The 14,597-nt window shown below is 57.0% G+C and carries 12 protein-coding genes; 8 read left to right on the top strand and 4 right to left on the bottom strand.

What is annotated here, in order from left to right; all coding sequences use genetic code 11:
* The first annotated feature begins 38 nt into the window (after positions 1–38).
* The 4 genes from J4D97_RS12490 to clpB all read left to right on the top strand — a co-directional run bounded on the left by J4D97_RS12490 (position 39) and on the right by clpB (position 4,805).
* Positions 39–614: a hypothetical protein gene (locus J4D97_RS12490; RefSeq protein WP_208307853.1), complete on the top strand. Its 576-nt coding sequence runs from the start codon at positions 39–41 to the stop codon at positions 612–614.
* A 52-nt stretch (positions 615–666) separates the two neighbouring features.
* Positions 667–1,215, top strand: a complete 549-nt coding sequence (locus J4D97_RS12485) for a hypothetical protein (protein WP_208307852.1) — start codon at positions 667–669, stop codon at positions 1,213–1,215.
* A 124-nt stretch (positions 1,216–1,339) separates the two neighbouring features.
* The gene (locus J4D97_RS12480) at positions 1,340–1,507 is read left to right on the top strand and encodes a hypothetical protein (protein WP_208307851.1); all 168 of its coding nucleotides are present in this window, start codon (positions 1,340–1,342) and stop codon (positions 1,505–1,507) included.
* A 685-nt stretch (positions 1,508–2,192) separates the two neighbouring features.
* Positions 2,193–4,805, top strand: coding sequence for an ATP-dependent chaperone ClpB (gene clpB / locus J4D97_RS12475; RefSeq protein ID WP_208307850.1), 2,613 nt, complete (start codon positions 2,193–2,195; stop codon positions 4,803–4,805).
* A gap of 698 nt (positions 4,806–5,503) precedes the next feature.
* Here clpB and J4D97_RS12470 read toward each other — a convergent pair.
* The 3 genes from J4D97_RS12470 to J4D97_RS12460 all read right to left on the bottom strand — a co-directional run bounded on the left by J4D97_RS12470 (position 5,504) and on the right by J4D97_RS12460 (position 7,166).
* Positions 5,504–5,929: a hypothetical protein gene (locus J4D97_RS12470; RefSeq protein WP_208307849.1), complete on the bottom strand. Its 426-nt coding sequence runs from the start codon at positions 5,927–5,929 to the stop codon at positions 5,504–5,506.
* Between the two features lie 103 nt (positions 5,930–6,032).
* Positions 6,033–6,599 carry a hypothetical protein gene (locus tag J4D97_RS12465; RefSeq protein ID WP_208307848.1) on the bottom strand — a complete coding sequence of 189 codons (567 nt, stop codon included), beginning with the start codon at positions 6,597–6,599 and terminating at the stop codon, positions 6,033–6,035.
* Positions 6,600–6,602: 3 nt separating this feature from the next.
* Positions 6,603–7,166: a hypothetical protein gene (locus J4D97_RS12460; RefSeq protein ID WP_208307847.1), complete on the bottom strand. Its 564-nt coding sequence runs from the start codon at positions 7,164–7,166 to the stop codon at positions 6,603–6,605.
* Between the two features lie 431 nt (positions 7,167–7,597).
* Between J4D97_RS12460 and J4D97_RS12455 the strand changes: the two genes are divergently transcribed.
* Entirely contained in the window at positions 7,598–8,884 is a 1,287-nt protein-coding gene (locus J4D97_RS12455) for a family 1 glycosylhydrolase (protein ID WP_208307846.1), read from the top strand.
* A gap of 10 nt (positions 8,885–8,894) precedes the next feature.
* A complete protein-coding gene (locus tag J4D97_RS12450; protein WP_208307845.1) occupies positions 8,895–9,797 on the top strand; it encodes an SDR family oxidoreductase in 903 nt (300 codons plus the stop codon).
* Between the two features lie 138 nt (positions 9,798–9,935).
* Here the strand turns inward: J4D97_RS12450 and J4D97_RS12445 are convergent, their stop codons facing one another.
* Positions 9,936–11,033: a glycosyltransferase gene (locus J4D97_RS12445; protein ID WP_208307844.1), complete on the bottom strand. Its 1,098-nt coding sequence runs from the start codon at positions 11,031–11,033 to the stop codon at positions 9,936–9,938.
* A gap of 410 nt (positions 11,034–11,443) precedes the next feature.
* Here J4D97_RS12445 and J4D97_RS12440 point away from each other — a divergent pair, with 410 nt between their 5' ends.
* On the top strand, positions 11,444–12,049 hold the full coding sequence (locus J4D97_RS12440; protein ID WP_208307843.1) for a HupE/UreJ family protein: 606 nt from the start codon (positions 11,444–11,446) through the stop codon (positions 12,047–12,049).
* 114 nt (positions 12,050–12,163) lie between these two features.
* Complete coding sequence (locus J4D97_RS12435; RefSeq protein ID WP_208307842.1) at positions 12,164–14,524, top strand: M1 family metallopeptidase; 2,361 nt, start codon at positions 12,164–12,166, stop codon at positions 14,522–14,524.
* Positions 14,525–14,597: the final 73 nt, after the last annotated feature.

Below are 14,597 nucleotides of genomic sequence, written 5' to 3'. Positions count from 1 at the left end.
TGTTTCCTCACTCATTTCACATATAATTTTCTACCCTCATGACACTCTCCAAAAGCATTGCGCGCGTTGCGCTGGTTACAGGACTTCTATTGCTTATCCCACTGACGGCAAAGCTGTTTGTTGCCGACATGGCCTGGGATGCATTTGATTTCGTTGCGGCGGGTGTCCTGCTCTTTGGCGCCGGCCTCACGTTTGTTTTGATTGCCAGGATGGGCAACACGACCACGTATCGGGTAGCGGCCGGCGTAGCGGTGGCAGCGGGGCTGCTGCTGGTGTGGGCCAACTTGGCGGTGGGACTTGTCGGGAGCGAAGACAACCCCGCCAACCTACTCTACGGCAGCGTGCTGGCCGTGGCCTTACTTGGGGCTTTTGTGGCGCGCTTCCGCCCCCTGGGCATGTCCAACGCCATGTTTGCGGCGGCCATTACCTATGTGGTGGTCACAGCCATAGCGCTGTTCGTCTGGACACCGTCGGGCGAGGCGGCCGAACCGCACGTACGGCTGCTGAATGTGTTGGTAGCCAATGGCGCTTTTGCCGCTATCTGGGCCGTTTCGGGTGTGCTGTTTCGCCGCGCCAGCGCGACGGGCGCTGCTACCAATCGGCAGTTGGCTTAGCCTATAGCGCGGTACGCTACTTTCTACCCCAACCTTTCAACACCCTACCATCATGGCCCTCAGCAAACGTGCTTTGACTCTGACACTGGTTGCCCTGTGTCTCTTGCTTGTCCCCTTCGTGGTAGCTCAGTTTACCACCGGAATAGTCTGGACTTTAGCCAACTTTATTATTGCTGGCATCCTGTTGCTGGGCGCTGGTCTCTTGTATCTATTGGTCGCTAGCACGGCCCGCAACGGCGCTTACAGGCTGGCCGCCGGGGTAGCGGTGGCGGCAACGTTCCTACTCGTGTGGGGCAACCTGGCCGTGGGATTTATCGGAAGTGAGGACAACCCCGCCAACCTGCTGTATATCGGCGTGCTGGCTGTTGGCTTCGTTGGGGCCGTTGTGGCGCAGCTCCAGCCAATGGGTATGGCCAAGGCTATGTTTGCCGCGGCACTTACGCAGTTCGCCGTTCCGTTTGTGGCGCTATCGATTTGGTGGCCGGAGCTTACTCTAGGGGTTTTGTGGGTAATTGTGCTTAATACTGTGTTTGCTGGTATTTGGGTGGTATCGGGGTGGTTGTTTCGACGGGCTGGTGCCATCGGTACCAGTCTTAACTAATATCAAGACGCAAAAGGCCACGGAGCTTGCCAGCGCCAACCAGCAAAACAAGAAACTTGCTGAACCTTTTCCAGTATCTTTACAGTAGTACAAGTGAACCCGTTCTCACTGAATAACTAGAACTATGGGCACTGCCGACAAAGAAAAATCAAGTGCAGCGACTACTCCCAAACTGACCAAAGAAGAGCGGTTGGCGCAGGCCCGCGAGTACGCTAAGCAGTTTAAGTTTGAAACGCTTTCGGAGGAAGAGTTGCTAAAGTTGCGCCGTAATGCCTATGCCTATCTCCTTTGAACCCCGGCAGCCGGGTGAAGGCTACCCATTTACGTATCGCAAAGGGCCGACCCAACAGGGCGGCCCTTTGGTTTGTACGCACTATTATACGTTTCGAACCCGGAAAAACCGACGATATGTGGTAGAAGCAGAGCAATACGAGCATCATGTATATGTACTGAAGTTTTATCCACTAGCGCTTAAGAACTCACCTAACCGTTTTAAGTTACTGGTGAATGACGGTGACGCTTTCCGCATTCTCAGCACTTGCTTGCGGGTATTTGCTGACATCTGTCGTCGTGACCCATTAGCTTCGGCTGGCTTCATTGGGGAGGCGCTAGTAGGTGAAAGCATAGCGCTTACGAAGAGGTTTCGGGTGTATTTTCAGTCGGTTATTACGTTTATAGAGCCTACCCATTTCCTGCACCATCCACTACCCGCTATCAGCGCCTACTTTCTGGAGTGCCGCGCCAACCCGGAGCCAGGTAGAGCAAATGTTCCGGGAGTTGTATATCGTACCGCAGGTAATGGATTCACCTAAGCCGATCTGATTGGATTAGGTAGCCAAAGCTGAAATTTTGTCTTATTTATTTTCCGTAAAATTCCGTTTCCGGCCAAAACGTCAGCCAAAATCCCCTAGCACCTCGTTTGCTATGTCCTGCGTAGAACTTCCTAACCCGAAGCACCTAATAAGACTTAGCGACCAATGAACTTTAATAACTATACCATCAAGGCGCAGGAGGCCGTGCAAAAGGCCACCGAGATTGCGGGCGCCAACCAGCAGCAGGCCATCGAGACGGGGCATTTGCTACGGGGAATTCTGCAATCGGATGAAAACGTGGTGGGCTTCCTGACCAAGAAGCTGGGAGCCAATCAAAACCTGCTGACGCAACGCCTGGACGCCATCGTGAGTGGCTACCCCAAGGTAAGCGGCGGCTCGCCCTACCTCTCCAACGATGCCAACGCGGCATTGCAGCGGGCTACGGGCTTTTTGAAAGAATTCGGCGATGAGTACGTGTCGATCGAACATATGCTGCTGGGTATCCTGGGCGGCAAGGATAGCACGGCCACGCTGCTGAAAGACGCGGGCTTCACGGAGAAAAATCTGAAGGCCGCGATTAAAGAACTCCGCGGAGGCCGCACGGTAAATAGCCAGTCGGCCGAGGACCAATACCAGAGCCTGAACCGTTACGCCATCAACCTGAACGAGCGGGTGCGCACCGGCAACATGGACCCCGTGATTGGCCGCGACGAGGAGATTCGGCGGGTGTTGCAGATTCTGTCGCGCCGTACCAAGAACAACCCGGTGCTGCTCGGTGAGCCGGGCGTTGGCAAGACCGCCATTGTGGAGGGTCTGGCTCAACGCATCGTGGCTGGCGACGTGCCCGAAAACCTTCAGGACAAAACCATCATGTCGCTCGATATGGGCCTGCTCATTGCGGGCGCCAAGTACAAGGGCGAGTTTGAGGAGCGCCTGAAAGCCGTTATCAAAGAAGTAACCGACTCGGAAGGCCAGATTGTGCTGTTCATCGACGAGATGCACACCTTGATTGGCGCTGGCGCGGGTGGCGACTCCGCCATGGACGCCGCTAACCTGTTGAAGCCAGCGCTGGCCCGCGGCGAACTGCATGCTATTGGCGCTACTACCCTCGCCGAGTACCAGAAGTACATCGAGAAGGACAAGGCGTTGGAGCGACGCTTTCAGGCCGTGACGGTGGATGAGCCTACGGTTCCCGACGCCATCAGCATTATGCGCGGCATCAAGGAAAAGTACGAGCTGCACCACGGCGTACGCATCACCGACGACGCCGTGATTGCGGCCGTGGAGCTGTCGAACCGCTACATCACCGACCGTTTCCTACCCGACAAGGCCATCGACCTGATGGACGAGGCGGCCGCCAAGCTGCGCATTGAGCTGAACTCGATGCCGGTGGAGCTGGACGAGGTGCAGCGCCGTATGATGCAGCTGGAAATTGAGCGCGAGGCTATCCGGCGCGAGGAAAACCACGACCGCGAAGCCGTGCTCAACAAAGAGCTGGCCGACCTGGGCGAGCAGCGCGACTCGCTGAAAGCGCGATGGGAATCGGAGAAATCGGTGCTCACGGACATTCAGACACAGAAAGAGAACATCGAGCGCTTCAAGGTAGAGGCCGAGCAGGCCGAGCGCCAGGGCGACTACGGCCGCGTGGCGGAGCTGCGCTACGGCAAAATTCAAGAGGCTGAGGCCTCGCTGAAAACCTTGCAGGAACAAGCCAACGACAACAAAGACGGTGGCTCGATGCTGCAAGAGGTAGTAACCAGCGAGGACATTGCCGAGGTAGTAGCCAAGTGGACCGGTATTCCGGTGAGCAAGATGCTGGCCAGCGACCGGGAGAAACTGCTGCACCTGGAAGAAGAGTTGGGCCGCCGCGTGGCGGGTCAGGCCGAAGCCATTGCGGCTATTTCGGATGCCGTGCGCCGCTCGCGTGCTGGCTTGCAGGACCCGCGCCGCCCAATCGGTTCGTTTATCTTTCTGGGTACCACGGGGGTAGGGAAAACTGAGCTGGCAAAGGCCTTGGCTGAGTACTTGTTCAACGACGAAAACGCCATGGTGCGCATCGACATGAGCGAGTTTCAGGAGCGCCACGCCGTATCGCGCCTGATTGGGGCACCTCCCGGCTACGTGGGCTACGACGAAGGCGGTCAGCTGACTGAGGCCGTGCGTCGCAAGCCCTACTCGGTGGTGCTGCTCGACGAGATTGAGAAGGCCCACCCCGACGTGTTCAACATCTTGCTGCAAGTGCTCGATGATGGTCGCCTCACCGACAACAAAGGCCGGGTGGCGAACTTCAAGAACACCATCATCATCATGACCTCGAACACGGGCGCCGACATCATCCAGCGCAATTTCAAGGAGTTGAATGAGTACAACGCCGAGGAAGTGCTCGACCGCACCCGCGAGGAGGTAATCGACCGCCTGAAGCAGCACATGCGCCCCGAGTTCCTGAACCGGATTGATGAAATTATCATGTTCGAGCCGCTGAAGCGCAAGGAAATCCGCAAGATCGTGGATATCCAGTTCAAGCAGATTCAGCAGCGCCTGGAAGAAGCTGGCATCCGCCTGGAAGCCACCGATGAGGTGCTCGACTACCTGGGCGAGGCCGGATTCGACCCGCAGTTTGGTGCCCGCCCGCTCAAGCGCGTGCTTCAGCGCCAGATCCTGAACGAGTTGAGCAAGGAAATCCTCAGTGACCAGGTATCGAAGGATTCGGTAGTGGAAGCTGTGCTGGAAGACGGACACATCCGCTTCATGAATGTGGAGTTGCCGACGGTAGAGTAGGCCGTTGCAGTCTATAAAAAGCCCCGCTGGCGTTGTGCCAGCGGGGCTTTTTTTACCTGCGAAAAGCACGCGGTTTCAATCGTTTCTTGACATATGGCGGCAGAATGCCTGAGCTTTCGTACAGTGCCATTACCTGCTCTTCTTTCGTGCGGCTAAAACGTGTAAGCTTATTTACACCAATACCCACCGGCAGACCACCCAACAGACCTATTCCTACTATTGTACCGCCGGTGGTACTAGCCAAACCAGCTGAGCTATTAGTGGTGGCGTCTACGTAGGCAATACGCAAGGCAAATGCACTACCAACTGCTGTCCATATCCAACCACCGGTTCGGTGCTTGCTGAATACACGTTGTATAGCACGTACAGTATCAGAGCGGGAGAGCGTAACAGTCGATAAGTCAGCCACGCCGGTCGATTGTGCACATAGCTTACTGTTAAACAGTAATATGCAGCTAATACCAAGTACACATTTAGTCATTAAGTAATGTATGCGTGAATAGACTAAGACGTGTCAAAGCTAGCCAAACGACAATACCCTTATTTGTTATTCCAATAATTCATCAAGAACGCGTTAGTAAAAGCCGTACTATGAAGATGACTACATCCAGTTCGTGAACGTGGGCTACCTACTGTTGGTAGGCGATTTCAGCATAGGCTAAAAAGCCCCGCTGGCATAATGCCAGCGGGGCTTTTGCTTACGACTTGAAGTACTTCGTCTTTAGCCGCTTGCCGATGTAGCGTGGCAATACCCCTGTATTTTGGTAAAGCGATATTACCTGTTCTTCTTTAGCATTGCTGAAACGCACCAACTTATTGATGCCAATGCCAGCTGGTACCCCTCCAAACACAGCCAGACCAAGGATTGTCTGCCCAGCAGAAGTAGGAATAGGATCAGAGCTATTGCTAATTGCTACAGATGCGACGCGGCCAGCGAGTATGCCCCCAGCAGTCGTCCAGATCCAACCACCCGCCCGATGTTTGCTGAATATGCGCTGCACAGCCTGTACAGTGTCAGCGCGGGAGAAGTTGGCAGTGACCAACTCAGCTTTTTCAGCCGATTGAGCCTGTATCTTACCGCTAAGTAGCAGCATACAGCTAATAACAAGTACACGTTTAGTCATGGAGTAATATGAATAAATAAGTGAACGTGCTAAAGCTAATAAAACCAATTGATTCTTCTATTACTCCAATAAATTTGCATAGCAAGAGAATGTAAACTAATAACTACCGCGCCTGGGCCTGCGGGTGGCGCTGTTCGTACTCCATCTGTTCGCGGAGTAGCAGTCGCATTTGGGCTGCCTCTTGGAAATGCACTGGCTTCAAACGCCGACGATATTTGCTGGGTATTGGCTGCCCAGCGACATATGCTTGGTCTACCGTTAGCAAATGCTTCTTGTTATACGCATTTGCATGCAGGATAAAGCCCACTATTGTACCAGCCAGAATAGGCACGCCCAGTGGTGGCGCAATGGCTTTCTCGGCCGTTACCTGCTGGCCATAGCTGTCGGTAGTGGAGATGGGTAGGGACAAGGACATGCCCACGATAAAGGGAATAGTGTACACAAAACCACCCCGCCGCTGCCGCCGAAACATGGAAAGGAGGGCACCCGTTGTGTCGGCTTCGGCACCGGCTGGCTGGTAGCGCGGCAGGTACCAACCATTGAATAGCAGCACTGCTCCCGAGTCGGCAGGAGGCTGGTGGCGAGGCAGTGGAGCCGCGGGCGTTATCGACTGTGCCTGCAAGGTACCGGCAAGAAGCACTGCCAGCCCCAACGTGAGAATCAATCGCATATGCTAGACAGGCTTATACTTAACGGCTTTATATGGTACCACAACCTGCTTGAAAAACCGTGGCTTGAGGCGGTGACGCACATTAGCGGGTAGTGGCTTGCCGGCACGCACATCTGCAATAAGAGCCGCCTGCTTCGCAGCGCTAAAGCGAGCAAGCTTACTGGCGCCATAGGCATCAAATAGCAGCATCACGCCCAGGCCAGCAGCTATGCCGCCTGCGCTTGCGCCCTCGTCTACTACCGCTGTGCCGTAGGAGCCCGAAACTGTTTTTTTCTGACTAGCGGCCGTCAGCACTCGAACACCGCCCAGCGTGCTTCCGGCAATCCAGCTAATGCCACCTACCCGCCGGCGCGAATACAGGGTAGTGAGGGCATGCACAGTATCTTCGGCGGCAGCCATCGGGTCCTCGGTAGCCGGAATTGCGTTGTTGAGAGGCCGACTGGGTAGAGGCAACTCCTCGGAGGCTGGCGCAGTTGGCTTTTCGATTGGGGGTAGGGTTTCCGTTTGGGCGTAAGACGCACTGGCGCTCAATAGCCAAAAGGCAATAAAGGGTAGCTGTAACTTCATGAGGTAGAGTTTGGTAGAAAATAAAGCCAAGCAACCTACTACAACTTTAGCGCAGAAAAAACGCAGTCAGGCCATTTTAGAGGCAGGAGGCTACTTTTTCCACTTAAAAGTCCAGGAATAGCCTAATCAGCGGGTCCCTGCGTCCTTTGCCTGTGTCGTTTGGACCTTCCCTCTACTTGTCGGGAAGAAGCTTAACTGTAGCGCCATAAGCAGTGGGCTCTTTGCTTTACAGCAAGCCCGGCCGTAGCAACCTCCGGCCGATACGAGGAGTACAACAGAGGAATGGAGGAAGTCCTACCCTGTGTTTTTGCTCTCCGCGTGCCCAACCGTTTCAGCCCGTTAGCCCATTCTGAAACGCCACTAGCACACCGCAGAAGCAGACCAGATGATGCTAACGGCGCACGGCCGACTGCCAACGATAACCTGACTATATGGAAAATATAGACATCTGGGGCGGCGTGGAATGCACCTGCCGGCGAGTAGGCGACGCATATTCCGATCAGCTCACGCGTAGTGGCCACCGTGACCGGATTTCAGATCTTGACCGGTTTGCAGAGCTCGGCTTGCGCACCTTGCGCTACCCGGTTTTGTGGGAGCATGTGGCTCCTATCAGCCTAGATCAACTCGATTGGCGCTGGCCTGACGAGCGCCTCGCACGGCTGCAACAACTGAAGATAGAGCCCATTGTGGGCCTGGTTCATCACGGCAGTGGGCCGCGCTATACCGCCCTCGATCAGCCAAGTTTTGCTACGGGTTTGGCTCGCTATGCCGGCCTAGTAGCCGAACGCTACCCGTGGGTGCGTTACTATACGCCCGTCAACGAGCCCCTGACGACTGCCCGCTTCAGTGGCCTCTACGGGATTTGGTACCCACACGGCACCCACGACAACGTATTTGTGCGGCTGCTCTACCATCAGGTACTGGCCACGAAGCTGGCCATGCAGGCCATCCGACGGGTGAACCCGGCGGCGCAGCTTGTGCAGACCGAGGACCTGGGCCAAACGCACCACACCCCCGCTTTGGCTACGCAGGCTGAGTTTGAAAACCACCGCCGCTGGCTGAGCTTTGATTTGCTCAGCGGCACCGTTACGGCAACGCACCCGCTATGGTCATACCTACGCAGCCACGGCCTGAGCGAAGCGGAGCTGGCCGTTTTTCAGGACTCGCCACTGCCGCCTGATATACTGGGCATCAACTACTACGCTACCAGTGAGCGGTTTTTGGACGAGCGGGTGGCGCAGTATCCGGGGCACGGCGCCGTGCCGGCTACCGGTAGCCGACCAGAGTACGTAGATGTGGAAGCGGTGCGCGTACCCGATGCCGAGATGCTGGGCCTGGAAGAGCTATTGCGCCAGGCTTGGACGCGCTACCACCTCCCGCTGGCCATCACTGAATCGCACCTGGGTTGTACCCGCGAGGAGCAGATGCGCTGGCTTCAGCAAGCCTGGGAAGCCGCTAACCGTCTGCGCCGCACCGGTGTGGATATACGCGGCCTCACGGTATGGTCGCTGCTGGGCGCTTTCGACTGGGACAATCTGCTCACCCACGATGGGGTTTCGTACGAAAGCGGCGTGTTTGATGTGCGCAGAGGGGAGCCCCGACCTACGGCTCTTTCCAAGATGGTACGCAACCTCATCCGGCACGGCCGCCACCATCACCCCGTCTTGCAAGGGCCAGGATGGTGGCAGCGCCCCAGCCGCTTCTATTCGGCTTCCTGAATTCACTACTATGGACAACCTTGACATATTACCTGCGATGCAGCCCCTCCTTATTACGGGTGGCAACGGCACGCTGGGCCACGCTTTCCGTCTAATTTGTGAGATTCGGGGGCTGGCAACCATCAGCCTGGGTAGGGATGAGCTGGATATTACGGATGCTGACGCCATTGCAGCAGCTCTGCGACAGTACGAGCCCTGGGCCGTGGTGAATGCGGCCGGCTACGTGCGCGTAAACACCGCCGAAACTGACGCCAAGCAGTGCTACCGCGAAAACACGCTGGGTCCTACCCTGCTGGCACAGGCCTGCGCCGCCCAGCAGGTGCCGCTGCTCACCTTTTCTTCTGATCTGGTGTTCGATGGCAAGCAACGCCGTGCCTACCTCGAACACGACCCCGCCTGCCCCCTCAACGTGTATGGGCACAGCAAGCTGCAAGCCGAGCAGGCTGTGTTGGCGCACCAGCCCAAGGCATTGGTAGTGCGCTCAAGTGCCTTCTTTGGGGCCTGGGACGAGCATAATTTTGTGCACCACGCGCTGACTGCTGCCCGGCTGGGCGAGTCCTTTGCGGCGGCCGACGACGTGGTAGTTTCTCCTACCTACCTGCCCGATCTGGTGAACACTGCTTTGGATTTGCTGCTGGATGAGGAGCACGGCATCTGGCACCTGGCCAACGACGGTACCTGCACCTGGGCCGAGCTGGCTCGTCTGGCTATAGGAACCGCGGGCCTGGATTCGGGCAGCGTGGTGCCCCGACCGGCCGCCTCGTTTGGGTGGGCTGCCACGCGTCCGAATTTCAGCGCCTTGGGCAGCCAGCAGGGAATACTGCTACCCAGTCTGGAAAGCGGCCTGCACCGCTACCTGGCCGACGAGCAGCTGTTGCACGCTGCCAACTCACCGACCTACCTAGTGGCTTAAGACGCTATCTAGTTCCCTACCCTGTTGCGAGCTTACATCGGCTGCAGATCCCCGAATGGTAGTGCTTACGCTCCTACTGTCTATAGCTGGTAGAAGCGTACCGACCACGTATCACTCTTCCTTTTTATAGAACCCACACTACGCTTCCGCCCACTTGTAGCGACGCTCTTTCCACTCGATGGGGTGCGGCCAGACGGTATACCCCAACACCGCCAACGACATAACCGGTAGGTAGAACTCGTAGAGCAGCAGCACCGACAGCCGCTCGCGGTGGCCGGCTTGCCGGAGCGTAATAGTTAGGAACAGCGTCTGGCAGCCCACCTTCGCGGCCCATAAGGCCCCGATGACGCTCAGCGGCAATATACCCGGCCAACCAAGTACTATGTAAAACAACGCGTAGGACCCAAACAACGTGCTTAGCTGCCAGGGTAGGTGCGCGGTGCCTTTCATCCAGCGTTTGCGCTGGCGCAGCAGGTGCCGCATCGTGGGCTGCGCCACCGACACGCCCAGCGCTGTGGGCAACACTAGGTTGCGAAACTGCCACCCTTGCGCTACTACCCGCTCAAACAGTTGTAAGTCTTCGCTAATGCTGAAGGCCAGGGCCTCGTAGCCTCCAATAGATTCGTAGGCGGAGCGGCGGACCAGCATGTTGTTGCCGACGGCCGTTACGGGTACTCCCCAATCGGTAAGCAAACGAATCAGGCTGAGTCCGAACAGCCAGTCGAGCCCCTGCAAGCGGCCAAACAGCGAGCCACCCGCCGTGGTAATGCCCGTTACGATGCCCACGGCCGGGGTAGCGGCAGCCAGCATGGTGTGCACCCATTCGGGCGAGAGGGCCATATCGGCATCGGTAATCAGAAAGTAATCGGCGGTGGCGGCGCGGCAGAGATGGGCCAGCACGTTGCTTTTGCCACGAGCCGTACCCAGCCGGTGCCGGATGGGCAGCAGCCGAAAATGGGGCTTGTCGGCAATGAAGCGCCGCACTACCGCTTGTGTATCGTCAGTGGAGGCGTCATCGCCAATCAGGATTTCGAGCAAGTCTGCGGGGTAGTTCAGGACTGCCAGCGCCCGCAGGCACCGCTCAATGGTGGCTTCTTCGTTGCGTGCTGCCACCAGAATACTCACCCGTGGGTAGCGCTTGGGTAGGCGGGAGGTAGGGCGGGGCCACAGCAGTGCTAGCAACACCAGCGCATACAACCCGAAGAATGCGCCGAAGAACAAGGGGGCAAAATCCATAGTTATTCTTTCTCGTCATGCCAGAAGGCTGCTTTCCTACCAGTATGTGGGCCAGGGAGGCTGAGGTTTGCTTCTGCGCTGCTCTTATCAGTGGGTACAAGCGTTGCGGTCATCTTGCTATACGCCTCGCCTCTAGCGTGCTACCACCGTAAAAACCCGTAATATGACCCGGATAAATAGGGATTTTACGCTACGTATTTCCCGCGTTGCTTTCCCGTACCGCCACCCTACCCTCCCTGTGCAACGGTCCTACTTGCCCCTACCCTCCGCTTGCTGGCAATCCAAAATGACACGCACGAAAGCCCATCAGCAGCCGATTATCTCCTTGATTTACTAAGGCTACGACCTCTATCCTGTTGCTGAACAATATGCAACCGGCCGTATATGCGCCAGTTTGTTAGCTTTGCCAGATGTCGTCCGTCTTCCAGACCTACTTCCAGCTTGGGTTTTTCCACATCTTCAACCTGCAGGCCTACGACCACCTGGTGTTCCTGCTGGCCTTGTGCGCGCCCTATGTGCTCAGCGACTGGCGGCGGGTAGTGGCGCTGGTCACGAGCTTCACAGTGGGCCACAGCATCACGCTGGCCCTAGCTACCCTGAACGTGGTGCAGTATAGCCCGGCGCTGATTGAGAAGCTGATTCCGGTGACAATCCTCATCACCTGTCTCGTAAACATTGTGAAGGCGGGTCGGGCCAATACCCGGCCCATTGTGGCCCCTACCCGGCGCGAGCCGCTGGTACTCACCCTACCCAACTTGCTGGCCGCCAGCTTCGGGCTGATTCATGGCCTGGGGTTTTCGAGCTACCTGCGGGAGCTGCTGGGCCAGCAAAGCAAGCCGGTGCTGGAGTTGCTCAGCTTCAATTTGGGCGTAGAGGTAGGGCAATTGCTGATTGTGGGCCTCATTCTGCTGCTGGGTTTTCTGGTGTTGCGCGGCTTCGACGCCGTGCGCCGCGACTGGGTGCTGATCACCAGCGGGGCTGCCTTGGGCATTGCCCTGGTGCTGCTAATAGGGTAGGCACTGTGGCCGTGCAACGCTTGGTAGGTGCCTTCTGTCTTTACAGGTGCGGCTACGCGTGCTTTTGAGTATATTTGTTTCTCCTCCTTTTTTCTTGTTTTCCTCCTGATTTTCATGCTGAAACACTACCTGCTTCTGACGGCTGGCGTTGCGATGCTGACGGCAACCGCCCCGGCCCTGGCCCAGAGCACTAACTCCGGCACCGACAAGTTTGCGCAGCTCGGCCCCGAGCTGCCGACGCCCAACGAGTACCGTACGGCCAGTGGTGCTCCCGGCCACGCCTACTGGCAGCAGCGCGCCGACTATAACATTAAGGTGAAGCTGGACGACGAGAAGCAGGCCATTACGGGCTCCGAGGACATCACCTACACCAACCTCTCGCCCGACGAGTTGCCCTACCTCTGGGTGCAGCTCGACCAGAACATCATGGACAAAAACTCCATGACCACGGCTACCCAAACCAACCAGCTGCAAACCCGGATGCCGTTTCAGGCTATGGACTACATCGAGCGGTCGGAGTTTGACGGTGGGTTTAAGATTGAGTCGGTGAAGCTGAAAGGCGCGGCGCTGAAGCACACCATCAATCACACGATGATGCGCATTGATCTGCCTACCCCCCTCAAGCCCAAGCAGTCGGTGACATTCAGCATTGCCTGGCACTACAACATCAACGACCAGACTAAAATCAGCCAGCGCTCGGGCTACGAGTTCTTCCCCAAAGACGGCAACTACCTCTACGAAATTGCGCAGTTTTACCCCCGCATGGCCGTGTACTCGGACTTTCAGGGCTGGCAGAACAAGCAATTCCTGGGTGCGGGCGAGTTTGCCCTACCCTTCGGCGACTACCGCGTGAGCATCACGGCGCCTTCCGACCACATTGTGGGCTCTACCGGCACGCTGCAAAACCCCAATGAGGTACTCACCAGCACCCAACGCCAGCGCCTCAACAACGCCCAGGGCGCCAGCAAGCCCGTGCTGATTGTGACGCAGGCTGAGGCCGAGCAAGCCGAAAAAGGCAAGCCCAAAGGCACCAAAACCTGGACCTACGCCGCCAAAAACGTGCGTGACTTCGCCTGGGCGTCGTCGCGGAAGTTCATCTGGGATGCCATGGGAATCAAGCAAGGCGGCAAGAACGTGCTGTGCATGAGCTACTACCCCAAGGAGGGCAACCCGCTGTGGGGCCAGTACTCCACGGAGGTAGTGGCGCACACCATCAAGACCTATTCTAAGTTTACCATTCCTTACGAGTACCCGGTGGCTATTTCGGTGCACGGCCCGGTGGGCGGCATGGAGTATCCCATGCTGTGCTTCAACGGCGGCCGGCCGGAGGCTGACGGAACGTACTCGGCGGAGCGGAAATACGGGATGATTTCGGTGATTATCCACGAGGTAGGGCACAACTTCTTCCCGATGATTGTGAACAGCGACGAGCGCCAGTGGACGTGGATGGACGAAGGCCTGAACACCTTTGTGCAGTACCTTACGGAGCAGGAATGGGAGCGTAACTACCCCTCGCGCCGCGGCGAGCCCCGCAACATGGTGGACTACATGAAGTCGTCGCCAAGCGTGCAAACGCCCATTATGTCGAACTCAGAATCGGTGCTACAGCTCGGCAACAACGCCTATGGCAAGCCCGCTACCGCCCTGAACGTGCTGCGTGAAACCGTGATGGGCCGCGAGCTGTTCGACTACGCGTTCAAGCAGTACGCTACCCGTTGGGCATACAAGCACCCCGAGCCCGCCGACTTCTTCCGCACGATGGAAGACGCCTCGGCCGTGGACCTCGACTGGTTCTGGCGCGGCTGGTTCTACACCAACGACCACACCGACCTCAGCATTGAAGGCGTGAAGTCGTACACCGTAGACTCGAAGAACCCGGAGGTAGAAAACGCCCTGAAGCGCCAGCAGATCAACACCGCGCCGAAGAGTATTTCGGACATGCGCAACCTGCAGGATATTCCCAAAACGCTGGTAGACAAGAAGCCGGAGTTGAAGGACTTCTACAACAACTACGACCCGCTGAACACCACCGCCGCCGACAAGCAGCGCTACCAGCAGTATGTGAAAACCCTGAAGCCTGAGCAGCAGCAACGCCTCAGCCAGGGCCTGCACTTCTATGAGGTAGACCTGAAAAACCTGGGCGGCCTGGTGATGCCCGTGATTGTGGAAATGACCTACGCCGACGGCAAGAAGGAAATAGTGAACATTCCGGCCGAAATCTGGCGTAAAAACAACGAGCACGTTACCAAGGTATTCGTAACCGAAAAGCCCGTAACGGCCTTCGTGCTGGACCCCTACCAGCAAACCGCCGACACCGACCTCTCGAACAACGCCTACCCTCGCCAGGTAGCACCCTCGCGCTTCGAGCTGTTTGAGTACCAGCAGCGCCAGCAGCAAAATCCCATGCAGCAGCAAGTATCGATGCAGCAGAAGGAAGACAAGCCGACAAACACCAGCGCCGGCGGCACGAACTAAACGTGTTTCTACTCTGCAAAAAGCGTCCGCTCCTACCAGAGCGGACGCTTTTTTTGTTTGCATTAGCTAAAAG

Origin of the sequence: Hymenobacter defluvii (genome assembly GCF_017589435.1) — a bacterium.
Classification (GTDB): Bacteria; Bacteroidota; Bacteroidia; order Cytophagales; family Hymenobacteraceae; genus Hymenobacter; species Hymenobacter profundi.
The sequence above is the reverse complement of the archived record's forward strand: the minus strand, read 5'-3'. Positions and strand labels throughout refer to the sequence as shown.